The sequence below is a fragment of the Acinetobacter sp. YH12251 genome (assembly GCF_013417465.1).
Taxonomy (GTDB): Bacteria; Pseudomonadota; Gammaproteobacteria; order Pseudomonadales; family Moraxellaceae; genus Acinetobacter; species Acinetobacter amyesii.
Window position 1 is genome coordinate 1 of sequence record NZ_VPDZ01000001.1, and the last position, 26,164, is coordinate 26,164.

Here is a 26,164-nt window from a genome sequence, read left to right on the forward strand (position 1 = left end):
TTGTTCCATTTTAGAGATTTGTTTAAGATAAGATATAACTCATTGAGATGTGTCATAGTATTCGTCGTTAGAAAACAATTATTGTGACATTATTTCAATGAGTTATCTATTTTTGTCGTGTACAGAGAAATATTTCAGTCTATTTTCAGTGATGGATTCAGCGTTTTTGCTTTTTGCTTTCAAGTATTTCGTTTTTGGGGGCTACAAGTTGGGGCTTTAATGCGACTAAAGCACGGATATGCAGCTTTAAATTTGTCCGCTCAAATAGCTGAATAACAAAGCACCCGGATTTAGGGTATACAACAATGACAGGACAATAGAGAGCTTAGGATGAAAACTCAAACTGTATTCCACCCAATGAAAACCCTTGTTGTTGCCATGAGTTTGGCAACGGTATCAATGGCTCATGCAGGCAGCAATACTTCTGAAATTGAACAATTACGTGCAGAAGTTGCAGAACTGAAAAGTTTGATTAAAGCGCAGCAGCAAGTTCAACAACAGCAACAAACAGAGATTCAGCAAGTTAAAGCGCGTCCTGTTGCACCACCGCCACCAGCTACTCCAGCGGCAAGCTTGAAATCTAAAGCAGGTGCAGATGTAAATCTTTACGGTTTTGTTCGTGGTGATGCGAACTACATCATTGAAGGTGCGGATAATGACTTCAACAGCGTACATACATCAACTGGTGCGACAAAAGACAAATTGCGCGCGACTGCTAAAACAACGCGTTTTGGTTTAGATTTTACCGCACCAGTGGGTGGCGATAATAAAGTCGGCGGTAAAATTGAAGTCGACTTTGCAGATACAAATGGTTCAAATGATGGACTTCGCTTACGTCACGGTTATTTAACCTTTAATAACTGGTTATTTGGTCAAACGACATCAAACTTCTTGTCTAGTCATGCGCCAGAAATGATTGACTTTAATACAAACGTCGGTGGTGGTACTACACGTATTCCTCAAGTTCGTTATAACTACAAGTTAGCTCCAGATACTCAATTATTTGTTTCTGCGGAAGAAGGGGATAGTAAAGGGACTGTTGCTGCAGATCCGACGTATCGCCTTCCAAACTTAACTGCCAAAGTGACTCAAGGTTTTGCTGCAGGCAAAGGTACCGCTTCAGCTCGTGCATTGGTTGAAAACTACAAATCTAAAACTGCGGATGATACAGAAACAGCTTGGGGTGTAGCAGCGGGTGCATCTTATGCAGTGACTGATCAATTGAAATTGAATGGTGATGTCTCGTATACAGAAGGCAACAGCAACTATTTATATGGTTCTAACTCGGCTTACTCTGTGGTAGATGGCAACATCGAGCAAAACAAATTCACTGCTGTACAAGTGGGTGCAACTTATAAGTTTAATGAAAAACTACGTTCGACTTTAGCTTACGGCGCGCTATTTGCGGATGATGGCAGCGCGTATGCGAAAGATGCATCTAACTCAAATGCGAATGAAGAAGCACAGCAAGCTTGGATTAACTTTATTTACGCACCTGTAAAACCAGTTGAACTTGGCTTGGAATATGTAAACGGTAAACGCAAAAACTTTGCGGGTGAATCTTATAACGATGACCGCGTGGGCTTAATGGCTAAATATAGCTTCTAAGCACAAACTACTGATCTAATCGATCAAAAAAGCCTGACTCAGTTCAGGCTTTTTTTGTTGAAACAGGAGATTTTTCAACGCAAATTAACCCATAGCACTAAGCAGATGGAACCACTAAATCGCCTGAGTCATGATGTCGTACTGGTTAAAGCATTCATTTAACCACGTCCTACATGGGCAGCATGTTCAAATCTTTAATATTTTATATAGATAAAAAATGCGAATACATTTTAGTAAAAACAAACAGATATAACTTTAAATTATAGCAAATAAAACTTTTTGTAATTAAAATTAATGAAATTTCTCTGTTCTCCACGCATAATGTGCGACTTTTCTAATCAGCATTTGATTTTATGTATTTCATCTATGATGTGAATATTGTAGTAAGTGTTGGTTTAGTAAGCATGAACTGCTTTTATGGATTTGTTTTGTCGAATTGAGTTTTCACTTCTTTTAACTCAGGCATACATATTTGAATCAGATGATGAATATTTATGATTGGCAATGAATAGCTGGTAGCCTGATTTATTAGTTAAATTTACAAATTGGAATTGTATTTTAATTAATAAACGCTACTAATTTCTATTAATTGGACTAATAAATATTCTAACCATTTTGGACAAATTATTATGGAATTTAGCTTTAACGCATTTTATACCTTAATTGCGGCGGTGATCGTTCTTTTATTAGGACGTTTTCTGGTAAATAAAATCAGTTTTTTGAGGCGTTACAATATTCCTGAGCCCGTAGCTGGTGGTTTGGTTGCTGCAATAATTTCATTGGTTGTACATAGCATTTGGGGTTATAGCATTACTACGAGTAGTGAATTACAAACCAGTTTTATGCTAATTTTCTTCGCATCCATTGGTTTAAGCGCAAACTTTGCCAAATTGAAAGAAGGAGGAATTGGTCTTGTTATTTTTCTGGTAGCCGTTGCTTCTTTCATTGTTGTGCAGGATGTCGTTGGTATCAGTCTTGCCACTTTATTGGGTATTGATCCACTGATTGGTTTGATTGCAGGTTCAATTACGTTGACAGGTGGTCATGGTACAGCTGGTGCATGGGGTGAAATTCTTGAAGTTGAACACGGTATACAAGGTGCATTAGCTTTAGGTATGGCAAGTGCAACTTTTGGTTTAATCATTGGTGGTATTATTGGTGGACCATTAGCTAAGTTGCTAATTAATCGTTATCACCTAGCAACTCCGCGCACGAATGAGCAAATTGAGCGTAGTGATAACACACCACTAGCTGATATTAATTCAACAGAATATGTACCTTTTGAATATCCACATCGTGTTCGTTTAATTACCGCAGATAATGCAATTACGACTTTGGGCTTATTTGCTGGCTGTTTAGCATTTGCTGATTTTATGACGGCTTTCAGTAAAGGTACGATGTTTGAATTACCGACATTTGTATGGGCTTTAGCTGGTGGTGTCATTTTACGTAATGTATTAGAAGGTATTTTCCGCGTACAAATATTTGATCGTGCAATTGATGTATTTGGTAATGCTTCATTATCACTGTACTTAGCAATGGCACTATTATCGTTGAAACTATGGCAGCTATCAGATCTTGCAGGACCATTAGTTGTGATTTTGGGAGCCCAAACATTAACAATGGCACTATATGCTGCGTTTATCACTTTCCGTGTAATGGGCAAAAATTATGATGCTGCGGTTTTAGCGGCGGGTCATTGTGGTTTTGGTATGGGGGCAACACCTACCGCAGTCGCAAATATGCAAGCCATTACCAATATGTATGGTCCATCTCATAAGGCTTTCTTAATCGTTCCTTTATGTGGCGCATTTTTTGTTGATTTGATTAACGCAACAGTTATTCAATTAATTCTTAAATTCTTTGCTTAATTTAGAAAGGCTCTTCAAAAAAGAGCCTTTTATACTTTTGACCATTTAAAACTAGGGTTGAATATGAATGAACAATTAAACGAAACCCTGATGAGCTGGGTCAAAGTTTTTAATGATCCGCTTTGGGATTTCTTAGTCGTATTTTTAGTGGCGGTTGGTATTTTTTATACCTTAATCACTGGTGCAGTTCAGATTCGTCTATTTTTTCATAGTATTAAAGTGATGAAATCTAGCCGTAAAGAAGGCGATGATGAGCATGGGATTACACCATTCCAAGCCTTTGTGACTGGACTGGCAAGTCGTGTCGGTGTGGGTAATGTCGCAGGTGTTGCAATTGCGATTGCAATTGGTGGGCCGGGTGCAGTGTTCTGGATGTGGTTTACCGCATTTTTAGGCATGAGTTCTGCATTTGTGGAGTCTTCACTTGCACAGCTCTTTAAAGTGCGTGATACGCAAAATCAGCAATTCCGTGGTGGTCCAGCGTATTACATCACGCAAGGCTTAAAGCAAAAGTGGTTGGGCGTGGTTTTTGCCATCGCGCTGATTTCAACCTACGGTTTTGTCTTTAATGCGGTGCAAGCCAATGCGATTACAGGTGCGACCTCACATGCGTGGGGCTGGGATAAAGCCAATATCATTTTAGACTTAGGTGGTTTTGGTTTCGAAATCTCTTGGGTAGGTTTGTTCTTGGTGTTCATTACCGCGCTGATTATTTTTGGTGGTATTAAGCGTATTGCAAAAGTGGCAGAACGTTTTGTTCCATTTATGGCATTACTTTATTTGGCAGTCGCGCTCTATATCGCTTTTGCTAACTTTGCAATCTTGCCTGATATCTTCCAGTTAATATTCAGCAAAGCATTTGAGTTTGATGCTGCGGCTGGTGGTTTCTTCGGTGCTATGGTTTCTATGGCGATGATGCAAGGCATTAAGCGTGGATTATTCTCAAACGAAGCGGGTATGGGTTCTGCTCCGAATGCTGCGGCAGCATCAGATGTTAAACACCCGGTCAATCAAGGCCTGGTTCAGATGCTCGGTGTCTTTGTTGATACATTTGTGGTGTGTACCTGTACGGCGATCATTATTTTGGCATCTGGCTTGTATGAAAATGCAGGCTTTGAGGGTGTTGCTTTGACGCAAATGGCGCTTGAAAGCCAGATTGGCGCATGGGGAGATGACTTCCTTGCCATAATCTTGTTCTTATTCGCTTATTCTTCAGTAATCGGTAACTATGCTTATGCTGAAGGTAATGTGCAGTTTATCAATAACAATCCTAAGGTCATGTTTATATTCCGCGTAGTCGTCCTCATGATGGTGTACTTTGGCTCAATCATGAGTGTGCCACTGATTTGGAACTTAGCGGATCTCTTCATGGGCGTGATGGCGAGTATTAACCTCTTTGCGATTTTATTGCTGACGCCATTCTTATTGATGCTGATGAAAGACTACACCTCACAGTTAAAACGGGGTGTAAAAGAGCCAGTATTTAAAATGGATGAACATCCAAAATATAAGGATCGCGTTAATTCCGATATTTGGTAAAGTCAAAAATTAACTTTAAAAAGCTCCGTTATCGGGGCTTTTTTTGCTAGTAAAGGGCTTGAATCCTGATGTGGAAATTCTGCTAGACATTGAAACTTTGACAGCCAATGACTTTCTAGGTTGTATGTCAATATAATGTGCATCGATCAGAGGCATTAACGAATAATAACAGTGACGTGAATGTGGACTGATTAGACTACTTTTTCTCTTCAAATCTCGAGTTGCATTTGGAATATCTCTCAATGAAAAGCATAACTGTTTTGATGACTGCATTCGCAATCAGCCTTGTAGGTTGTCAAAGTGTGGGCTCAAAAAAGGTCAGCGCTGAAACAACATCACAAATTCGAACTTATACAGCAGCACCTGCTCAAGTGGCGAATAACCGCATTGACTTTAAAAAAGTGAAAAAGCAGGAAAAGCGTCCGATTGTTGCTTTGGTTTTAGGGAGTGGTGGGGCACGTGGTTATGCACACATTGGCGCCATTCAGATACTTGAACAGCAGGGAATACACCCAGATTTTATTGTTGGAACCAGTGCGGGTAGCATTGTGGGTTCAATCTATGCTTCAGGTAAAAGTGCCAATGAGTTAAGAGATATCGCCTTAAATATGAAAGCCAATGATGTTCGAGAAATACGTTTGGACAAAAAAGGCTTTTTTGACGGTAAAAAAGTTGAAGATTATATCAATGAGCAAGTTGATGATGTGCCTTTAGAGTTGCTAAAAACCCCAATGTATGTGGTGGCAACCGAGTTAAAAGATGGCAAAAAAGTCGTGTTCAATTATGGCAATACGGGGCAGGCTGTTCGTGCTTCGGTGTCAATTCCGAGTATGTTTATTCCAACGATTATTGAAGATACAGAATATGTCGATGGTGGCTTGGTCAGTCCTGTTCCTGTGGACGTTGCACGCGATTTAGGGGCAGATATTATTATTGCGGTGGATATTTTGGCACGACCGATTCATACCGAAACGTCGAATGTTTGGGGCTTGTTTAACCAAAATATCAATATTATGCAAAATCGTTTAGCTCAAGAAGAGCTCAAGCGAGCAGACATTGTGATTCAACCTGATTTACGTGAAAAAGCACATATATTTGATGTGAAAGGGCGTGAAGCGACGATGCTTGCAGGTGAAGAGGCAACCTTGGAAAAACTTGGAGAGATTTCTCGGGTTTATGCTGAACACCAATATAGCAAGGGACATCATATTCCTTATTTGGCAGCCAAAGACTAGGCTGATACGATTCGCAAATTTAAACGCATCCTGTTCACCTCTCAGGGTGCATTTTTATTTCAGCAAAGCATTTTAATTTTTGCTCTCAGCTTTTCCCATGCTCAATAGTATCTAGTAATCATTAATATCTTGGATGTTGATTGGTTTTAGGTCTTAATCAAAAGATTTGCCAAATATAAAAATCTTAATAATACGAAAATATACAGTTAATTATTTGAAATTAATTAAAAAAATCATATTAATTGGTTTTACGTAGATTTTAAGAGTATATACCTATATTAGCGTTTTTATTCATGTGCTTACATTTACCAATACTGTTGAAGTGTTTAGAATATCATCAGGTTATTAATACTTAAAACCAATAAATATTTTAAAGGTAGCTGTAGATGAAAACGCTTGATGTAGGACAAAAAGTAAAGCTTGCGATGATGGAAGAGAGGGTATTTATTGTCACTCATGTACATGTAGATAATTCTTACACGCTAGAAAGTACCAATGATTTTGGGCAAAAAACCAGCTATGACAATGTATCTTTCGAGATGTTAAAAGTCTTAGAAGATTAAGTTTAATGCCGTGCTATGTTGAATCGATGAACAACGCGTTTTAATGAATATGTTTTAAATATAAAACACAGCATAGCTTTGATCAAAAAACTGATAGATAGCGTGATAAATACTTGTTTATCGGGTGTATATCGTTATCGATATATATTTTACTGAATGATGGTGTGATCACTATAAATAATAATGATGGTTTTTTTGCCGATTTGAACATTTAATTTTGATTAAAATCTATATAATAATCACATTAATCATTGTTATATCACGAGTCTAGAGAAACAAGATGTCCCCATTAGATCAAATTGCGAATGCACTAGACGACCAGTCAGAATTATCGATGTCAGTTTTAATGACTCCTGACATGGCGAATTTTTCGGGTAATGTGCATGGTGGAACGATTCTAAAATTGTTAGACCAAGTCGCGTATGCTTGTGCAAGTCGCTATTCTGGTAGCTACGTGGTGACACTATCAGTCGATAAAGTGAATTTTAAAGAACCAATTCACGTGGGTGAGTTAGTGACTTTCCTTGCAAGTGTGAACCATGTTGGTCGTACTTCAATGGAAATTGGTATTCGTGTTGAAGCGCAGAACATTCAAAAACGTACAGTACGTCATACCAATAGTTGCTATTTCACAATGGTCGCTGTTGATGATCAAGGTAAGCCGAAACAAATTCCAGCATTGAATCTAGATAATGACTGGAAACGTTGTCGTTTCGAAGCTGCGGAACAACGTAAAGTGGCACGTTTACAGGAAAATCATCATCCTTCTTGCAGTATTTATAAAAAGTCGACACAAAGCTAATCACTTTGGTGGCTGAATATTTGAAAAGATCGCTTAGGCGATCTTTTTTTGTATTCTGAAATTCGTCTGGAGAGTGCAGTTGAGATTTGAGTTCCGAGTGTGCGACTAAAGTTTATTCTTCGAAGCTCAGTTAAAGATAGTCATTCAGTCCAATACTGTTTAATATAAAACGATACGTAGCGTTTCGTTTTTAAATTATGAGTGAAACTGAAAAAACTTCTCGGCGTAAGCAATGTATCTTACAGGCAGTCACAGATGCTTTAGCGGAAAGTGATTATCGAAGCATGACCATTGAAGATATTGCGGCTCGTGCAGGCGTGGGAAAATCGACGATTTACCGTTGGTGGAAGCATAAGTCCGATCTGGTTTTCGATGCTTTTAAAGCGCACACCGCGTCGGTGTTTGAACTCGATTTATCACAAAGTTTAGAGTTCAATCTAAATCAACAATTGCTCAAACTATCACGGGCTTTAAATCAGCACGTGGGTCGAGCATTGCTGGTTGTATTGGCGGAGCATCGTGAAGCAGCGGGTGAGTTTTTTAAACAGTATTTATTACCTCGACGAGAAGCCACACGTGAGCTGATCCAATTGGCCATTCAACGAGGCGAAATTCGCGCGAATTATCCTTTCGAACTCATGTTGGATATGTTGTACGGCCCGATTCATTATCAGATCATTTTCTTTAACACTCAGCCAGATGAAGACTATATCAAGCGACTGGTGCAGTTGGCGCTAAACCCGATTTTTACGCAGTCCCAAGCCACGCCTAGCAGCGAGGAAATGACCTCATGACTACTCAACATCAGGCATCGTTATGGAACAAGTCTTTTGTTTTTTGTCTGTGTAATAACTTGTTTTTATTTAGCTATTACTTTGCGCTGCTGACCATATTGCCCATTTATATTATGAAAGAATTGGGTGGTTCGATTCAGCAAGCGGGTATGGCTTTGACGCTATTTTTGGTTTCATCCATTGCGATTCGTCCCTTTTCCGGCATGATCATTGAGCGTTTTGGTAAAGCCAATTCTGTACGTATTTCAGGCTTTATTTTTGTCGTTTTTGCGCTGAGTTATTTGTGGATTGACAGCATGTGGTCGTTGCTAGTCATTCGTTTTTTACATGGTTTTTGGTTCAGTATATTAACCACGGTCAATGTTCCCATCGTAAATGATTACATCCCAGATCATCGAAAGGGCGAAGGCATGGGCTACTTTGTCATGTCGACCAACTTAGGCGTGGTGATCGGGCCATTTTTAGCGCTGAGTATGATTCAATTCAGCAGTTTTAGTACCTTATTTGCAGTATTAGCCTTATTGGTTGCAGTGGGCTATATTTTTACGTGGTTAGTTCAAATACAAGAACACGTACAGCATAAATCAAGTGATCAAGCGAGCCAATCCGCAGCCATCCAATGGCGTGATGTGATAGAAACACGGGTACTTGCCATCAGTTTTGTGGCATTGCTGACCGCATTTGCATATTCGAGTGTGATGAGTTTTATCACCGCTTATGCAGAGTTGAAGCATTTACTCGCTTATACCAGTATCTTTTTTATTGTCTTTGCTGTGTCGATGTTGCTCGTCCGTCCTTGGGTTGGCAAAGTCTATGATCGTAAAGGCCCGAGTGCAGTCATCTATCCATCATTTATTTGCTTTGCCATTGGTTTGGTGGTTGTGAGTTTTCTCACGAATCAATGGGTGCTTTGGATATCGGCAGTTTTTATGGGCATCGGCTACGGTTCAGTGTTCCCATGCCTGCAAACGGTCGCGATTCAAACGGTAGAAAAAGCCCGAATGGGACATGCGATATCCACCTTTTTTGCCTTGTTTGATATTGGCCTTGCTGTCGGTTCGGTCATTATGGGTGTGCTGATTGCATACTTTGGATTTCAGGCAACCTATTTATTTTGTGCGGTGATGGTACTGTTCACTACGTGGATGTATCGTCTATTCGTGGCAAACCAATTCAAACGCAGTGCTTTAGGAGCTGAATAATGGAATTACGACATCTACGATATTTTGTTGCGGTTGCCGAAGAGCTAAATTTTACCAAGGCTGCGCAGCGAATGTGTACTGTGCAACCTTCTTTAAGTCAGCAAATTAAAGACCTAGAACAGGAAGTTGGGGTGCAATTATTGATGCGAACCAACCGAAAAGTTGAACTGACTGCAGAAGGTCAGGCCTTTTTAAAAGAAGCGCGTTTGAGTTTAGAGCATGCTGAAAAAGCCATGATAGATGCGCGTCAAATTGCGAAGCTCAGTAAAGAACAACTGAATATCGGCTTTGTTCCTGTGGCTGAAATGAAGGTCTTTCCTTATATCATGCCAAATATTCGAGCTCAGTTTCCTGAGTTAAAAATTCATTTTCATAGTTTAATGGATGTCGATCAAATCAGTGCAGTGCGTAAAGGAGAGATTGATATTGCCTTTACCCGTTATGTCGAAGAAAGCCCTGATATAGAATCTGTTCAGATTTTTACTGAGCCTTTGGCGCTGATTGTACCGAAAAATTCGCCTGTTGCAGAACAGCGGTATATCAGCATTAAAAACATGAATAATCAGGATTTTATTATTAGCGATGAACACTCATCACCTGAGCTATACCGAATTATTCAAGATTTCTTTAAGCAAAATAAACTGAATGTGAACTTGGTACAGCACTCGACCAATATTTTGTTAAATGTCAATTTGGTCGGTATGGGCGTGGGATGGAGTTTGGTGCCGTCTTATGTCATTCCATTGCTCGGTGATAAAATATTGGTTAAAAGTACAGTTGAACCCTTGCCGACCATTGGTCTGTATGCGAGCTATCGAAAAGATCGTAAAAATGATGCGATCGAGTTGATTTTAAAAGTATTAAAAGAGCAGTTCTATATGGGCTTTTTCTAAGCCTTTAAATATTGCCCTAAGATTTAAATGAAAAAATCCCGAATTAAGCGCTTCGGGATTTTTTTATTTATCGTATTTTTAATCATAGATTAAATGAAGAATGGAGCTTGTTCAGCTCATTCATTTAAACCATTTTTGTAAATAGGGTTTCATCACACGGTAGGCAATCAAACCGATAATAATAATCAGATAGAGTGGCCAAATCGTAATGAGAATAACCAGCAGGCTCAACACAAATTGCCAACCTTTTTGAATACCGTACCACGCTCTTTGCCAGAAACTATCGCCATTTAACTGCGCAATAGCATCAAGGTTAATATCGATATGTTCACGGACAGTGGCAGGTTGAGTAAAGCCAATCAAAATCGTGCTATAGCGGACACGATCTTGAACTTCTAAGCGAGTCAGGCGTGAGATTTCATTGATTTGTGCTGCTGCAACATGGTCGGGCACGACCTGTGTTTGCGACATTTTTTCTTCGAGTAGTTTTAGCTCATAGCGTTTTGCCGAATATTGCTGACGGTTCAAAAAATGCATAAGGGGCAACAGTTGATTAACGAAATGTGCAGCTTTTTCACTTGGCACACGAATGATCATTTCCGCTTGCGGATTTACTTTTTCAAAGATTTTAATTTTGCCGTCAGCAATCGGGTAGGATTGACTCTCTTGCACCACAAAGTCGATATTTTTCTGTTCAATAAAGCCACCTAAACTTAGCGTGAGTTTTTCAATTTCTAAGGCCGTTTTAACCACATCTTTCGACTCAAAACTGACATTGGCTTCTCGAACCATTTTACGAGAGGCTTCGGCTGGGTTGACCTGCTCATTTAAAATAGTTTCAGGTTTTTGTGTTGTTGCAGGCGTGGTAGACGGCTCATTGGATGTGCTTTCCGCTGCTTGATCTTGCTGTGTACTGACTTGAGCAGGTTGTGCATCTGCGCTGGCTTCAGTTGCCATTTCTTCGGTTTTCTTGGAACAGCCTGAAATTAAAATCACCGTAAACATGGCAATTAAATATTTATTTTTCATCGATGTAGAGCTCAATTATTTGATTATCAGAAAGTCGGAGTAAATACTTTTTGCTTTAAATATAAATTCAAATTTAGCGTAATTATTAGTCGGGCGTATTGTATCGGAAAGTGTTTAAAGCACGGATGAACGCAACATAATTCTACATAAAACCGCGTATAGTCATAGATAGAACAATAAGGATGAAAATAAGGATATCTACAATGAACCCAGCAATGAAACTCTACAGCAATCCACGCTCACGCAGTAATACTATTCTGCCTTTATTGAAAGAATTAGACATCGAGTCAGAAGTTGAGATTATTGAAGTGCCATATGAAGAGATGCACCAAGCGGCATATCTCAAGATTAATCCCATGGGCAAAGTTCCCTGCTTGGTCGATGGTATTGTCGTGATTAGTGAGACCGCAGCCATCTTTAGTTATTTAGCCGATAAATTCAGTGACAAAGGTTTGGCACCCGCATTGGATGATCCCAAACGTGGTGAATATTTGAAATGGATGTTTTTCTGTCATGGTCCGCTGACTGAATACATGGACATGAAAAATGTCGGCATTAGCACAGAGTTGATGGATGAGAAACGTGGCAGTTTGAGTTTTGGTAATGAAAAAATACTTTTAGATTTTATTAAAACAGGGCTTGCGCAGGCCCAGCCATATCTGTTGGGGGATAAAATTAGCGCAGCAGATTTGTATTTAGCTTATTGGATGGTGTATGCCATTTCATTCAAAATATTGCCATATTTAGAGGAATTTAAACCTTTTATTCAGCAGATTCAGCAACGTGAATCGGTAAAAGATGTGCATTGGTTTCAGTCGGTTTAACTTGGATACTTATTTGATTAATGACTGAACGTAGTGTTGCTATATGTCTATTCATATAACTCTTTCTTTGAGAACTAAAAAGAAAGAGTTTTAAAAATCAATCACGAAGATGCTAAAGCGATTTTAATTATTGCCTAGATAATGTATGGCATATATTGCGCTAAATTAAATAGACTCAATCGTTGTTGGTTCTATTTAAAAAATCATGGGCTTCATCATCAGATAGAGGTGGGCCTAAATCTCTTTCAAGTTTGGCATATATTTCAAGCAGTCTTTTTTGTTGTGGATCCATATCTAAGGCACGATGCTGCTGATATGTTAATTGATCATTAATCCAATAATAATGCTGAACCGCAGCCCCTGCGAAACTGGTTTTCAAATGGAGTTTGTAATAACCAGAAAATTTATGTTTCTTGGTATCTAGACAGAGATACGCGAAGGTAGACCAACCACTTTCGGGAAATTTAAGGCGAGCTCGGCAGGGCTTCTTTTCTAGTGTAAATGTAGGTGAATAGACGTGGCCTTTTAGAATGATATTTTTATCTTGACCAAAATATTGAGTTTGTAATGCAAATAAAGCAAGAATCACTGTGGTGAGAAAAAAGCTGGCAATGACTGAATAAAAAAATGAAATGTATAAATGGAAGGACAAAAAATTAGATTCTTCGTTTTTGTTCACATCTTTTTCTAAGCGTAATAAATAGCAATTCAAAGAAATAAGAAAACAGAGGCAAAAAACGAAAATAGGTAACCAACTATTGGCATGAAAATGATGTATCTCTACGAAAATGAGTGAACAGATAAAAATAAAACCTAACAAACTATAAATGAATAATTTCTGAAATCTTTTTTGCATTTTGCGAAGCTTATAATTATGTATTGAACGATTATAGCATCTGATGTTTATAGTGATTATAGAAAAAAATCACCATGCTTTATGCATGGTAATTTTTAATTCTTGCAGATCTATTTGGATTATTAAGCATGCAATTTTGCAAACAATTGTTGGCTCACGCTGTCTAAAGTTTGTGGAATTGCAATCGCTGCAACAAAACGGTCTGGTCGAAGAATCGTAATAGATTCAGTGGTTTTACCAAACCAACCACGAATATCGGTACCAATATCACCAATCGTGATCACATTGTCGTACTTGGTGCGATTTTCATTGCTAAGCTGAACAGCAGGCAATACTTGGATAAATTTAACGCCCAATTTTTGCCATTTTTTCATGGTCGCATCTGACAGACCCCATTTTGGATCGACGCCCCAAGCAATGATTGCAAAGTCGTTACCGATGACTTCATCAAGTAGGACTTTTTCACCAGATTCAAGTTGAACATATGGTTGAATGAACATTTTACCCACAGGTGAATCTTTAACACCGTTATTGATCAATGCACCATCGTTGTACTTCGGCATTGGCTTGAAGCGCATTTCCAATAGATATTGTTTGATCGGTTTGATGTAATTGAGCGCATACGCGATACCATCACGCACGAAACCTTGCCATTTTTTTGGTGGCGCAAGGACATGACCCGCCATTACAGAAAGATCAATCATCGCTTTGGCATGATCTTTACGTTCAACTTGGTACGTATCTAAAAGCGCAGGGCCAGCTTTGCCTTGTACAACCATTGCAACTTTCCACGCAAGGTTGAACGCATCGCGCATACCACTGTTATAGCCTTGACCTTGCCAAACTGGCATGATGTGCGCAGCATCGCCTGCAAGTAAAATACGGTCTACACGGAATTTATCTGCAATACGGGCATTGTGGGTATAAACACGCTGACGAATCACTTCAATACCATCGGTCGTTGGAAGCACTTTCGACAATAATTTGGCAATGTTTTCAGGTTTGCTTAATTCTTCTTGAGTCTCCCCAGGCATCACCATAAATTCGAAACGACGAATACCGTGTGGAAGAGCAGCAGATACATAAGGACGCACAGGGTCACAGCATAGGTAAATGTGTGGCGTTGCAAGTGGGTCATTATTGATGTCGATCACGATCCATTGGTTCGGTGCAGTTTTACCATCGAAGCCGATGTTGAGGGTACGACGTACCACTGAGTTACCACCATCACAAGCAATCAAATACTGCGCTTGAATTTTTTCAGCTTCACCGTCTTTATTTTGAATATTGAGCGTTACACCATTGGCATCTTGGCTAAAATCAGACAATTGACGAGAGAATAAAACATTTGTGGTTTCGTACTGTTTTAAACCTTGTAGCAGTACATTATCGACTTGCGGTTGAATAAAGGCATTACGACGTGAGAAACCAAATTCACGAGTGAGCGGTTGAATGTCTGCGAAACAACGGCCTTTAGGGGTTAAGAAACGCATCGCGTGGTTCGGTGTCGTATGCGGTAACACTTGATCCACTAAACCTAATGATTGGATGGTACGTAATGATTCATCATCAATACCAATCGCACGTGGGTAGTCAATCAGGCTGTCCAGTTGTTCAATCACAGTGACTTTGACACCTTGCTTACTTAAGTAGTTTGCAATGGTTAAGCCGACAGGACCTGCGCCCAGAATGGCAACTTCCGTTGTGTAATTTGCTTTATTGCTCATGCGTAAACATCCAATCACTTCACATATGCCACTATTAAGTTCTAAAGCTAGGCTTTCAACAAGCTAGGCATAAGTCGAAACGATGAATCGAATTATCGTGTTTTTTGCAGGGTTTTATTTTAAGTGAATGATATATATTTATTTATATGAAAATCATCAATCATTTTGAATGATTTATCGATCATTAAAATCTATCAATCAGTGGCTTTGAGCATAAAAAAGCCGAACCATTTTTCAATGATCCGGCGACTTTAATTCATTTAGCACAACATTTTATTAGTGAGGGATAAATGTTGAGCAGCAGACTAAATGAATTTAGCGTGTGGAGTACGCTATTCGTCTATTACTGAGCAGGTTGGGCTGGTGCAGAACCTTCAGCATTTGCTTCTGAAGCAGGTTGAGCAGCAGTACCTTCAGCAGCAGTTGTTTCAGTCGCTGGCTGTTCTTGAGTGCTAACCACTACTTTTTCTTGTTCAGGCGCTTCTTGTTTATCTTTGCTCGCAGCAAAACTTGTTGCAGCTGCAGCAGCTAGAGTAGAAGCAAGTAAAATTTGAGTTAATTTCATTTTGAGCATCCTTATATATTTTAGTAAGTCCTGAAAAGATCATCACGTCCATCAGGAGAGAACTCATGCTAAATCGAGAAAACCGAGTGATCAATGCGAGCAACAAAGTGAAACAGACTGGTTAACTGGATGAATACATAACCGTCCATCCTGTGTTTTAAATGTAAAAAAATATCGGAATCTTCATTTAACTTTGCAAGAAAAAATGACCAAATCGACTTCATGATTCATTCATTGTTTACATGATGATTACATCGATGTCTTAAATAAGCAGAATCCAAAAATTTCGCTAAAATCCAAATGTAAGGATTCTTTTCGATATGACCATTTTTTTAAATATAAGAGTTAACTATGCCAATAAAGTGTGACCAGATATGTCATGCATTCATGCAAATGGAATAAACAGGCTGTTTAACAGCCAGATCATCATTCAATGCCTCGGATACTAGGCTGATCTATGCTTTAGAAAAATGAAGACAGAGAAATGAACACTAAGCTTGCAGCATTTTTTTGAAATCATTATGGTAAAGGCCATCAATCATTGGCTATTTATTTGAGTGACTCACTTTTGAAATTAGTTTCTACCCACGGTGCGATTCCGGTTCATATTATTTCTGGCTTTTTAGGTGCGGGTAAAACTACAGTTTTACAGCAGTTATTAAAGCAAAAGCCAGCGGGCGAAACTTGGGCCGTACTGATGAATGAGTTTGGGCAAATCGGGGTCGATCAACAGATGTTGCCGCAAGATCAGGGCTTTGCGGTGAAGGAATTATTGGGTGGATGTCTATGTTGTAGCAGCCAACTGCCGATGCAAATTGCGTTGTCACGGTTATTGTCAGAGGTGAAACCCGACCGACTGTTTATCGAGCCGACAGGTTTGGGGCATCCGGGACAGCTTTTGGAGCAATTGACTGAGCCACATTGGCATCCGCATTTAGCCATGCGAGCATTGGTGACCGTGGTCGATGGCTCACGCTTACACGATCAAGATTGGACGTCGCAAAACCTGTATGCCGATCAACTCAAAGTGGCACAAATCGTTGTGGTGTCGCATGTTGATTGTATGAGTGATGCCGATCAAGCTGGTTTGGAACGACTCAAACAAACGTATTTACCGTATCAGCAGCAATGGATCAATGTCGTCAAAGGTGATTTAAAACTGACAAATATTGATCTCGCCTATGTGGGAAGTCCGCGTAAAATTCAGCCTTTATTGGCCATACAAAAGCAAACGTTGGTCGATGTACCCACAGAAATTAAACAGTTGCCTTATCATTATGTTGAATCCGCTCAGGGCTATAGTGTCGCAGGTTGGAAACTCCCAAAACGATGGACCTTTGATTTTTTTGAGTTGTTAGATTTACTCTGTGAGCAGCAAGATTGGCTACGGATCAAAGGTATTTTTCAGACAGACCAAGGGTGGAAAACCTTTAACTTTAATCCCGATCAGTTTAATTATCAGTCGAGCGAGGAAAGTATCGATAATCGTGTCGAAATTATTTACCAGACTGAACGTGAATGGCTCGAATTTGAAGATCGTTTAATGCAGTGCCGTATCGATGCCGATAAAGCTGAGAAATAAGTAAATCAACGCAGCAAAAGCTTGCTAAATCTTATATGCTAAGCGCCAAATTTGAGGACTTTACCATGGCGCTAAAAGCTACAATTTATAAAGCAGATTTGAACATTGCCAATATGGATGTACACCAATATGGTGATTATCAATTGACGATGGCTTTGCATCCTTCTGAAACGATTGAACGTTTGATGGTGCGTGTCTTGGCATATGCACGCTATGCAGATGAAGCCTTAGAATTTACCAAAGATCTTTTCGAAACTGACGAACCAGCGCTGTGGGAAAAAGATTTAACAGGTCAATTGGTGAAATGGATTGAAGTCGGTTGCCCTGACGAAGATAAAGTCAAAAAAGCCAGCGCACGTTGCCCACACGTTGCTGTGATTACCTATGGTTCTTCAGTAGACGAATGGTATAAACGCAACAGCAAACTGAAAACCCTGAAGAATGTTGAAATTTGGCAATTATCTGAAGCGAGTACAGCTGCCATTCAAGAGTTATGCGAACGAACCATGTCTTTACAATTAAACGTAATGGATGGCGAATGGACTTTGATTGGTGATAAAGCTCAAGCGGTGATTGAATGGACACAATTGCAATAAGCGCATGATTTGATTTAATTCATCACGATGGATGTGAGTTCAGGCTTGCATCCTTGTTGCTATAACTATTTTTCAGCTAATACAATTCTGTTAATTTAAAAGTTGATTTGAAACTCAGTCAATCTAAAACCAAAATAAAAATTTAATTCGGGAAAATTTCTAGCCCTCAATTTATGTAATGCCTATGGATGAATCCTCTTTATTAGCTATGTAAATAGCGTTGTTCTTACCGCATAAACGTCTTCATTCAATGAACGTTCAAACTTTTAGAGCGCTTTAAATTTTTTATTCGTTTCTTCCCAATGCATCTTAGTGATAACGGAATACTCCTAAATGTTTCAAGACATGTGAGCTTTACTAGTAAATGTTTATTTGCATGCTGATCTAAATCATTGTGTTCTCAACTTTGAGTCGGTAAGTTCTAGCGCATTCAAGGGCATCATGTTCAGACTGATTCTGTTTATAATAGGGCTTTATTTAGATTGCGGCATTTGAGGTTGAGAGCATGAGCACGGAATTAGAAATTATTGACTTAGTGGTAGGTGAAGGTAAAGAAGCGGTTAAAGGCGCTTTGATTACAACTCACTATACAGGCTGGTTAGAAGACGGTACAAAATTTGATTCATCACTGGATCGTGGTAATTATTTTGAAACAGTGATTGGTACTGGCCGTGTGATTAAAGGTTGGGATCAGGGCATCATGGGTATGAAAGTCGGTGGTAAACGTAAGTTAATCGTGCCATCACATTTGGCTTATGGTGAACGTAAAATGGGTAATGTAATTCCTGCCAATTCAAATCTTATTTTTGAGATTGAATTGTATGATGTAAAAACTCGCGATTAATACAGCGACTGTTTTAGATCAGTGACATGGAAGTTATTGATCAATTTGATAAAATAGTAGTTGTTATTTTTGTCTTTTACCGTAGATTAGAATAATTGCTCGAGTATAAACGCAGGAATCAAAGCCGTTGTCTTTACAGTTGCCTTGCACCAGATTGTTCTGGGTTCTTACCTTTATTATTTTTACATTGGCACTCACTGTATCGACTGCTCAAGCACAGTATGAAACTGCTCCTAAATCGTTTTATTTAAAACATCAAAACGAAGTTAACCAAATCTACTTCACGGAAGACACCAGTAGCCTCTTACAAGGCAAATGGTTGTTTTATCCAAATCAATTTTTAACGTCTCCGAGTTCAGTTCTAGTCGGTCAAACGGTCTATCTGCCTGCTTCATTTAAAGATATTACAGGGGACAATAAAGGTTTTGGGACATACACTGGGCATTTCCAAATTCCCAAACAATTTATTGGCCGACGTATCGCGGTATTGATTCCAAATCAGTACGGTGCATATAGGGTATTTTTAAATGGTGATGTGATCGTTCGTTTGGGAGAAGTTGGGCGTACTGAAGCAGAACAAAAAACGGAGAATGCGCCGCGAATTGCCTATTTTGTGGCACAAGATGAATATTTCACTTTAACCATTCAGGCTTCAAGTTTTAACAGTATGCATGGCGGGTTTGAAAACCCAATGCGTATTGGTATCGCCAAGACAGTAAACCGCCAATTCCAACAACAAATGATGAGTATTGGAATGGTGTCTGGCGCCGTCTTGGGTGTGGGACTATTTACGATCCTATTTTCTGTTTTCCGAGGTTTACGCGGTCGCAATAGCCGAAGTAATTTGGTGTTTGGCTTATTTATTGTCTTTTTAGCACTCCATAATTTATTTTCAGCACCTTATGCCTATACAACTTTTACCGATATTAATTGGTTGTGGGGTACGCGATTAGAATACTTATTTACCTATTTGGCATCGATTTTCTTTTTAAGTTATATCCACTTGCTCAGTCGTCGCTATTTATTTACCTTAAATTATCAGATCGCGATGTTGCTGTTGTCGTTGAATATTTCAGTGACTTTTGTTTCGACGCCTGAAATTTTTCAGCCTTTGGCAACCTACAGCTTTGCCTATGTGATCGTTGTTCTAAGTAATTTTGCTTATGGTTTTTACCTAACACTGAAAAAGAAAGAGCCGTATTCAAAATTAAATTTAATCGCGGTTATTTTCCTGTGCATTACTTTTTTAAACGACTTTTTGCTGATGATGAATTTGATTGATTCAGTCAATTTATCGTTCATTTCAACCAGTTTGTATGCCTTGTTGATCATGTTTCAGCAATCGCACCATTATGCACAGCAGTCGATGCATACCGAGCAGTTAAATAATAGTCTGCTTGAGCTAAACAGTTCACTCGATCAGAAAGTTAAAGAACGCACCTTACAGCTTCACGAGCTGAATACAAAATTAGAGCTACAAATTCGTATTGATGCCTTAACGGGGGCATTTAACCGTCGTGCATTGAATGCTGAAATTCAACGTTTATATTCAGAAGTCCGTTTTCATAGCCATCGAACACTGGTCTTTGCCATGTTAGATGTTGATTATTTTAAAAATTATAATGACCACTATGGGCATCTCAAAGGCGATGAGGTGTTACAGCAGATCGTGAAAACCATGCAAAATACCCTGCCAAGTTCAGCCTATGTGGCTCGCTATGGGGGAGAAGAGTTTGCCATATTGATGCATGATGTTCCGTATGCGATTGCCCAAGAGCAATTACAATTGGTACTCGAAGCCATGCGTAATGAACAACTTGAACATGTTAATCGGGGTGATGAAAAAAATTATGTCACACTGAGTTTGGGCATGGCATGGATGGATAAGCAGAATGACTTCGACAGTATCGAAGCCTTAATGAAGCATGCAGACCATTATTTATATATGGCTAAACAGGCAGGACGCGATCAACTTAAGCCTTGATACCTAGTTATAAACGGTGAAAACTTTGCGGTGCTATCGCTAGTATCCTTTGCCAATACTTATTTAGATTAATCTCTTTTTAAATTCACCTATCATAATCATCCTATTTGAAAATCTATCTTTTTATGAGGTTTGCCTCTCTACTAACAGAGCTGTTTGACCAATTTGAGCGGAACTTCGGCAGGCTCAAAATCCTGATGTGCGACAAAGCCATATTTTTGGTAAAAGGCGAGTGCCGTATGAGTACTTTCTAGACTGATCTCGGTAATATTCTTTTTCCTGACACAGTGAATCATGTTTAACAATAATGCCTTACCAATGCCTTGGTACTGACGTTCTGGGCAGATATAGTTCAGTAAAATTTGTCCTTGATCACTGACTAAAATAAAGCCGACCACTCGATTATCACTGACGTAGACCCAACTGTCGTTGTAAAGCATCCACATTAGAATATTTGATTGATTTGCCTCCTCAAGCCAAGTTTGAATCACACTTTCATTACGTTGATGGTCCTGGATACATGAACGAATGCTGTTGTGAATCACGTGAATAATTTCGGGTATATCCTGAATTTGTGCTTCGCGTATCATAATTTTTTCTTTTTATAGAAAACTCCAACAGCCTGTCATTTCAGAAGATATCGCCTTGTGCTTAAAGAGGCTTCTTGTTGCGTTTTATGTTTTTTTGCAGCCATTGCGCCGTTGGGTTGGGTTTTTATTTCAAAATTGTTGCAAAATTTACAAATGTATATTTATAAATTAATCGTTAAATACGGATAAATAACGACATAAATGCATCTAACTATACTGTTTTTAAAGTAATAATAGATTTTTTAGAAATGTATATATACTCAATGATTTCAACAGGTGTAATAGTTTGAAATAAATTAGCAAAGAAAATTGGCCAAATTTCAGCTTTAAAATAATTTTGTATGAATTTTAAACGTTATTGTGCGTTATATTAGTGCATAAAAATATTCGATGATTCAAGATGTGCATGCGCGTCATCGGCAGTAGGTTGTTATTATGGTTATTTTTCTCATTGTGATGTGTATTCTGATTGCGTTGTCTGCAGCAGGAATCGTGGTCAAAAAAATAATAAAAACAGAAAAATATCGTCAAAAATATAAGCGTTACCAAGCACCAAAAAAATCGAACAGTATCTCTTTAGCATCGAATGATGATGCTATTCGTGACGTCGATCAAGTCATTGAAGTAGATGAATATGAACAGCAACTTTTTGATGATATTGCGGAAATTTTCTTTCAACAACAATACAAATTAGATTCGCTACAGGCAGCCGAACAGTTACAAGAAGTTTTTTTACGTCGCATGCCAGTCAATTGTAAAACTCAAATTCGCCAATTAGATCTGAATGAATGGTCGATTTATTGGAGTTTTTACAATCAATCGCTCGAGTATTATTTAGGCCGATATGGTGAGTTTTATACACATGTCGACCGTTTTGGCGAAGAACATAAAATTGAATATCGCTATCAAGACTCCGCAAGTTGAAGCAAAATGCGATCTTGGACTAAATCGAGATAACTCAAATCATCGGTTATTCGGGCCATTAAAATCGCGCCTTCATAATCCGCCAAGCTGACTTTGGCAAGTTGAGCGGCATGTTCGATGCTCATGCATCGCTGAAAAAACACTTCAAAGGCCAGTTGCCACTCCTGAAAGATGGACTGTAATTTTGCAAAAATCTCGGTAGGCAAATGTTGACGTTCCATACTTAATATCCCGACTAAACAACCTAATCCACCTTGGCTAAAAAACTGGATGGCCAGTTGATGGATGTGCGGGTAAGTCTGTTGAGGTGATGCAGTGGATCGCTGTAATTGCTGAAAAATACTGTGCTTTAACTTCACGTGTGTCAGGTTTAAAATTTCCATCAGCAAAGCGTCTTTATTTGGATAGTCATAATAAAACGCAGCTTTTGAAAGTCCACAGGCTTCAGCCAATTTCCCCATGCTGCAGCCCATATAGCCATAGCGTTTAAAGGCGTGTGCTGACTGTAACAATAGATGTTCAGAGGTGTTTTTCCGTGGACGCATGTATCTCTCTATCCGAATAATTCAATGTGCTATGTATGAAGTAAATTGGTCTAGGCGACTAATAGTTCATCAAACCTTCCAATCACTTCCTGCCATAAGAGTTCAGCACCTTTGCGGAAATATCCCATATGACCAATCTGTTTTAGGCCATAATCTTGCGCTTCAATATTGATATAGTGCATTGATGCTTGCGCATAATGTTGCATAAAAGCATGTCGTGAATTGGGTAATGCCCAGTCATCATCGAGCGCAGCGACCGCATAAATCGGCGTTTGAACTGCAGCATATTGTTGAGATAACTCACTCAGCTCAGGGTCGGCAAAGAAATAGGTTGGGTTTTTACACCAACGACGCCATTGTTTATAGACATCGACAGGAAGGTCAGCGCCCATATTGAGTTTGCTCCAAGGCAAATACCCTTTGACAGCAACCATCGGTGGAAAAACGATATTCCACATCACGTGCACTTTCATTTTTTCCTTAAATGGCATATAGCCATGCCAACCTGCGCCAGTGCCAAAACAATACATGGCACGTATCTGATCATGATTTGAGGTGAGGCCTAGTGCTTGACCGCCATAGGAGTGTCCCACTAGAAAAGTTTCCTGACCGTGTTGTTGCATATAAGCTATGGCACCAGAAAGGTCATAACGTCCCCAGTCAAGATAAGACATCTTAAAGCCTTTAAGTTTTGACGGTGCAGAACGTCCTATACCACGATAATCAAAAGTCAGTACTTGATAACCGAGTCCTGCGGCATACTCGGCAAAACGACGGTAAAATTGTTGAGGTACACCTGTCGCACTTGAAATAATAATATTGGCCTTAGCGGCAGTATTAGGCCGATATTCAACGCCTGAAAGCGTATAACCATCGGTTGCAGGGAAACTCACGGGTGTACTATGTATCTTTTGCGTTGCTGGTTTTAAATCCGTTGACATAATTTTTCTCTGAATAGGCAGGACGTAAAGGGTTTACTCAGTTTAAATAAATGGTTATTTGCCCTGAAAATTGGCTGAGCGACGTTGTAGCATGGCCATCACACCTTCTTGTACATCTTGTGTTTTTAGTAGTGGTTGTAAGTGCTGATCCAATTGAGCAAAGGCAGCATCGGCTCCCAAATGCACCCCTTGCTGTGCTGCAGCGAGTGTTGCCTGAACTGCCAGTGGTGCAGCCTGTGCAATCTTTTCTGCAAGTTCAATGGCACGAGATAAGGGCGCTTGCTCAGTGATTTCAGTCACCAAGTTCATGTCATATGCTGTTTGCGCATTGAAACGTTCACCCGTGAGTAAGTAACGCATGGCTTTATTCCAACCCGCTGCTTGCACAAAGCGAACAGTTGCGCCACCAAAGGGAAGAATGCCACGTTGCACTTCCATTTGAGCAAACTCCGTCTGACGCTGTGCGATCACAACATCGGCATTCAGCATGAGTTCAATACCCGCTGTAAAACAGAACCCTTGTACCGCGACCACAACTGGTTTTTTTCGTTGTCGTGAGTTGGTTCCCCACGGATTAATCTGCTGATCAGGAAAATTAAACAGCCCGCTGCCAAGTTTGGGTTGTAGTTCGACCAGATCTAGACCCGCAGTAAAATGATCGCCATGAGCAAAAATCACGGCACAGCGTAAATTTGGATCATCTTCATATTCAGTGAGCGCCAGTGAAAGGTCATGAATTAAATGACTGTCAAACGCATTTCGTTTATCTGCACGGTCCAAACCGATCAAATAAAGATGACCACGAATTTCTCGACTTACACGACCTTGTAGTTCTGACATTTTGATGATTCCTTCTGATTATTCTTTAGGTATAGCTAAGTTTTTAAACGATTGTTAGAAAACTGTCAAAACTGATGCGTTCAAAACATCAAAATCATCGTCTGGTGGATGAGTGTTTTGATTTAAAATTTACAGAGTTGATATGAAATAGTGCAGGATATAGCTTGCCTTTGGGCTGATTTTTTCCATAATAGCTGCAGCTTTTTTAAGGCCCAATCAACCATGTCGAACTTAGAAATATTTGCAGTTATTATTAGCTTAATCGGGGTGAGTTTAACCATTAAGCGAAATATGTGGTGTTGGTGGTTTAACTTTGCAGCTTTTTTGCTGTATGCCTACTTGTTTTATACCTACAAACTTTATGGCGAAACCATTTTGCAGTTTTTCTTTGTAGTGGTGAACTTCTACGGTTTTTATCATTGGTTGAAGGGCAAACAACAAGACCACGACATTCGTATTGAACCGATTGCGACCAAACTCGTGATCTTTCAAATGCTCTTAGCAGCGGTGGGTGGTTTGATTTTTGGTTTAAGTTTGCACTATTTTACCGATGCAGCCGTGCCAATTTTGGATGCACAATTGGCCGCGTTTAGCTTACTCGCAACGTATTGGACCAGTCGGAAACATATTGCTACTTGGGTGCTTTGGGTATTTGTCGATATTATCTATGTGGGTATGTTTATATACAAAGACCTGTATCTCACTGCGGCGTTGTATGCAGGTTTTGTGGGCTTGGCGGCATTTGGTTGGTGGCAATGGACACAAGTCAAAAATAAACAGCAGCAACAGGCGATGAAAGCTTTATCCATTTAGCCCACAGATGTTTTTTTCATTCCCAATTTGACAATTTATAAAAATATATTTACTTTGTAACCATAAAGGGCATTTCATAATCGGGCTTCACCCCGATGAGAAGTGCCTTTTTTATGCCTTAAGAAATGTGGCTGTGTTCATTTGAGTCTAAGACATGTCATAAAATCCTCTGTGAATTTATAAGCAAAATTGGGTGTCTGCGAAGCTTGATTTTAATAGCCGATGATCCGATCCCGATGAATAAGTAAAGAGCGTGCAGAGTCATGATTATCGACTTTCAACTTGAGCAGCAACTGCGTTTTGACCGACAAGCTACGGTTCTACTGCAGCAAAAGGCGAGCTTTTTTCAGTTTGAGCAAATAGCAGATGTGTATAACGCTGAATGGCTCAAGGCATTTCCACAAGGGACGCAATGTAGCATCAGCGGTTTGGATGATGGTGCAGATGAATACGGCATCCAAATCAGTTATAAACACCAAAGCATCTTGATCGATTATTCACAACCGATCAAATTGGTACACCGTGATCGGGATGGGGTGGTGCATAGCATGCTGTTAAATTAACTAAAATTTTTAAAAAAAGTATCACAAAGACTTGTTTTAAAAAAGAAAAAAATAAGCGTAAGAAGAAATGAAAAGATATGGAACGTTATTAAAGCAATGACGCAACTTGACCCAAAAGATTCAACATTTAAAATTTTTAATCAGCTATGTTTCGAACTTTTTCATGATTATGGCTCGCACTGCACGTCTTTTGAACCAAGCGCTTTGATACATGCAAAACCAATGCAACAGCTTCCTGAACAAGCCCGCTTTGATATTGTAAGCCTCGACTTTGGTCATTGGTACGCAAAGTTGTCCTATGCAGGGATGTATTTAAAAATTGATGCGGGCTGGGAATTTCAGCTCGAGTTGAAAAATCAGCATGGGCAAATATTTCAAAAAAGCCTTTAAGGCAGAGTCCCTCTGAGTTGCAGTATGGCAATTCTGTTTTTCTA

General features: G+C 39.4%; 26 protein-coding genes. 18 read left to right on the plus strand and 8 right to left on the minus strand.

Annotated features, from left to right (window positions below; genetic code table 11):
* The first annotated feature begins 330 nt into the window (after positions 1–330).
* The 9 genes from FTV27_RS00005 to FTV27_RS00045 all read left to right on the plus strand — a co-directional run bounded on the left by FTV27_RS00005 (position 331) and on the right by FTV27_RS00045 (position 10,507).
* The gene (locus tag FTV27_RS00005) at positions 331–1,608 is read left to right on the plus strand and encodes a DcaP family trimeric outer membrane transporter (protein ID WP_180076703.1); all 1,278 of its coding nucleotides are present in this window, start codon (positions 331–333) and stop codon (positions 1,606–1,608) included.
* 629 nt (positions 1,609–2,237) lie between these two features.
* Complete coding sequence (gltS, locus tag FTV27_RS00010; protein ID WP_078192244.1) at positions 2,238–3,479, plus strand: sodium/glutamate symporter; 1,242 nt, start codon at positions 2,238–2,240, stop codon at positions 3,477–3,479.
* Between the two features lie 63 nt (positions 3,480–3,542).
* The gene (locus FTV27_RS00015) at positions 3,543–5,018 is read left to right on the plus strand and encodes a sodium:alanine symporter family protein (protein WP_180076704.1); all 1,476 of its coding nucleotides are present in this window, start codon (positions 3,543–3,545) and stop codon (positions 5,016–5,018) included.
* A 242-nt stretch (positions 5,019–5,260) separates the two neighbouring features.
* Entirely contained in the window at positions 5,261–6,253 is a 993-nt protein-coding gene (locus FTV27_RS00020; RefSeq protein ID WP_180009823.1) for a patatin-like phospholipase family protein, read from the plus strand.
* A 386-nt stretch (positions 6,254–6,639) separates the two neighbouring features.
* A complete protein-coding gene (locus tag FTV27_RS00025) occupies positions 6,640–6,816 on the plus strand; it encodes a hypothetical protein (RefSeq protein ID WP_171319286.1) in 177 nt (58 codons plus the stop codon).
* Between the two features lie 280 nt (positions 6,817–7,096).
* Complete coding sequence (locus tag FTV27_RS00030; protein ID WP_078192241.1) at positions 7,097–7,618, plus strand: acyl-CoA thioesterase; 522 nt, start codon at positions 7,097–7,099, stop codon at positions 7,616–7,618.
* A 197-nt stretch (positions 7,619–7,815) separates the two neighbouring features.
* Entirely contained in the window at positions 7,816–8,412 is a 597-nt protein-coding gene (locus FTV27_RS00035) for a TetR/AcrR family transcriptional regulator (RefSeq protein ID WP_180023181.1), read from the plus strand.
* Positions 8,409–9,614 carry an MFS transporter gene (locus FTV27_RS00040; RefSeq protein ID WP_078192239.1) on the plus strand — a complete coding sequence of 402 codons (1,206 nt, stop codon included), beginning with the start codon at positions 8,409–8,411 and terminating at the stop codon, positions 9,612–9,614. The genes FTV27_RS00035 and FTV27_RS00040 overlap by 4 nt, the downstream gene beginning before the upstream one ends.
* On the plus strand, positions 9,614–10,507 hold the full coding sequence (locus tag FTV27_RS00045) for a LysR substrate-binding domain-containing protein (protein ID WP_180023182.1): 894 nt from the start codon (positions 9,614–9,616) through the stop codon (positions 10,505–10,507). Before FTV27_RS00040 ends, FTV27_RS00045 begins: the two co-directional genes overlap by 1 nt.
* A 120-nt stretch (positions 10,508–10,627) precedes the next feature.
* On the opposite strand, the gene FTV27_RS00050 is transcribed toward FTV27_RS00045, so the two are convergent.
* Positions 10,628–11,536 (minus strand): DUF4349 domain-containing protein, encoded by a 909-nt coding sequence (locus FTV27_RS00050; protein WP_180023183.1) that lies wholly within the window; start codon positions 11,534–11,536, stop codon positions 10,628–10,630.
* A gap of 215 nt (positions 11,537–11,751) precedes the next feature.
* Between FTV27_RS00050 and FTV27_RS00055 the strand changes: the two genes are divergently transcribed.
* Positions 11,752–12,360: a glutathione S-transferase family protein gene (locus FTV27_RS00055; RefSeq protein ID WP_180055598.1), complete on the plus strand. Its 609-nt coding sequence runs from the start codon at positions 11,752–11,754 to the stop codon at positions 12,358–12,360.
* Between the two features lie 175 nt (positions 12,361–12,535).
* Here the strand turns inward: FTV27_RS00055 and FTV27_RS00060 are convergent, their stop codons facing one another.
* From FTV27_RS00060 to FTV27_RS00070, 3 genes are all read right to left on the minus strand, one after another.
* Positions 12,536–13,039, minus strand: coding sequence for a hypothetical protein (locus tag FTV27_RS00060; RefSeq protein WP_180076705.1), 504 nt, complete (start codon positions 13,037–13,039; stop codon positions 12,536–12,538).
* Between the two features lie 299 nt (positions 13,040–13,338).
* The gene (locus tag FTV27_RS00065; RefSeq protein WP_180076706.1) at positions 13,339–14,943 is read right to left on the minus strand and encodes a bifunctional 3-(3-hydroxy-phenyl)propionate/3-hydroxycinnamic acid hydroxylase; all 1,605 of its coding nucleotides are present in this window, start codon (positions 14,941–14,943) and stop codon (positions 13,339–13,341) included.
* A gap of 343 nt (positions 14,944–15,286) precedes the next feature.
* On the minus strand, positions 15,287–15,508 hold the full coding sequence (locus tag FTV27_RS00070; protein ID WP_078191424.1) for a hypothetical protein: 222 nt from the start codon (positions 15,506–15,508) through the stop codon (positions 15,287–15,289).
* A 568-nt stretch (positions 15,509–16,076) separates the two neighbouring features.
* Here FTV27_RS00070 and FTV27_RS00075 point away from each other — a divergent pair.
* From FTV27_RS00075 to FTV27_RS00090, 4 genes are all read left to right on the plus strand, one after another.
* Entirely contained in the window at positions 16,077–17,090 is a 1,014-nt protein-coding gene (locus FTV27_RS00075) for a GTP-binding protein (protein ID WP_180076707.1), read from the plus strand.
* 65 nt (positions 17,091–17,155) lie between these two features.
* Positions 17,156–17,686: a YaeQ family protein gene (locus FTV27_RS00080; RefSeq protein WP_078191423.1), complete on the plus strand. Its 531-nt coding sequence runs from the start codon at positions 17,156–17,158 to the stop codon at positions 17,684–17,686.
* Positions 17,687–18,191: 505 nt separating this feature from the next.
* Entirely contained in the window at positions 18,192–18,530 is a 339-nt protein-coding gene (locus FTV27_RS00085; RefSeq protein ID WP_078191421.1) for an FKBP-type peptidyl-prolyl cis-trans isomerase, read from the plus strand.
* A 187-nt stretch (positions 18,531–18,717) separates the two neighbouring features.
* The gene (locus FTV27_RS00090) at positions 18,718–20,514 is read left to right on the plus strand and encodes a diguanylate cyclase (RefSeq protein ID WP_180076758.1); all 1,797 of its coding nucleotides are present in this window, start codon (positions 18,718–18,720) and stop codon (positions 20,512–20,514) included.
* 143 nt (positions 20,515–20,657) lie between these two features.
* Here FTV27_RS00090 and FTV27_RS00095 read toward each other — a convergent pair whose 3' ends face one another.
* Positions 20,658–21,104: a GNAT family N-acetyltransferase gene (locus FTV27_RS00095; protein WP_180034489.1), complete on the minus strand. Its 447-nt coding sequence runs from the start codon at positions 21,102–21,104 to the stop codon at positions 20,658–20,660.
* Between the two features lie 435 nt (positions 21,105–21,539).
* Here FTV27_RS00095 and FTV27_RS00100 point away from each other — a divergent pair, with 435 nt between their 5' ends.
* Positions 21,540–22,028, plus strand: coding sequence for a hypothetical protein (locus tag FTV27_RS00100; RefSeq protein ID WP_180076708.1), 489 nt, complete (start codon positions 21,540–21,542; stop codon positions 22,026–22,028).
* On the opposite strand, the gene FTV27_RS00105 is transcribed toward FTV27_RS00100, so the two are convergent.
* The 3 genes from FTV27_RS00105 to FTV27_RS00115 are packed head-to-tail and all read right to left on the minus strand — an operon-like array spanning position 22,010 to position 24,354.
* Positions 22,010–22,573 (minus strand): TetR/AcrR family transcriptional regulator, encoded by a 564-nt coding sequence (locus FTV27_RS00105; protein ID WP_180076709.1) that lies wholly within the window; start codon positions 22,571–22,573, stop codon positions 22,010–22,012. The genes FTV27_RS00100 and FTV27_RS00105 overlap by 19 nt on opposite strands.
* A 50-nt stretch (positions 22,574–22,623) precedes the next feature.
* Entirely contained in the window at positions 22,624–23,514 is an 891-nt protein-coding gene (locus FTV27_RS00110; RefSeq protein ID WP_180076710.1) for an alpha/beta fold hydrolase, read from the minus strand.
* A 54-nt stretch (positions 23,515–23,568) separates the two neighbouring features.
* Positions 23,569–24,354 carry a crotonase/enoyl-CoA hydratase family protein gene (locus tag FTV27_RS00115; RefSeq protein WP_180076711.1) on the minus strand — a complete coding sequence of 262 codons (786 nt, stop codon included), beginning with the start codon at positions 24,352–24,354 and terminating at the stop codon, positions 23,569–23,571.
* Between the two features lie 222 nt (positions 24,355–24,576).
* Here FTV27_RS00115 and pnuC point away from each other — a divergent pair, with 222 nt between their 5' ends.
* From pnuC to FTV27_RS00130, 3 genes are all read left to right on the plus strand, one after another.
* The gene (gene pnuC / locus FTV27_RS00120) at positions 24,577–25,167 is read left to right on the plus strand and encodes a nicotinamide riboside transporter PnuC (protein ID WP_078192228.1); all 591 of its coding nucleotides are present in this window, start codon (positions 24,577–24,579) and stop codon (positions 25,165–25,167) included.
* A gap of 263 nt (positions 25,168–25,430) precedes the next feature.
* Positions 25,431–25,730 (plus strand): hypothetical protein, encoded by a 300-nt coding sequence (locus tag FTV27_RS00125; RefSeq protein ID WP_180023193.1) that lies wholly within the window; start codon positions 25,431–25,433, stop codon positions 25,728–25,730.
* A gap of 222 nt (positions 25,731–25,952) precedes the next feature.
* On the plus strand, positions 25,953–26,120 hold the full coding sequence (locus FTV27_RS00130) for a hypothetical protein (protein WP_180076712.1): 168 nt from the start codon (positions 25,953–25,955) through the stop codon (positions 26,118–26,120).
* Positions 26,121–26,164: the final 44 nt, after the last annotated feature.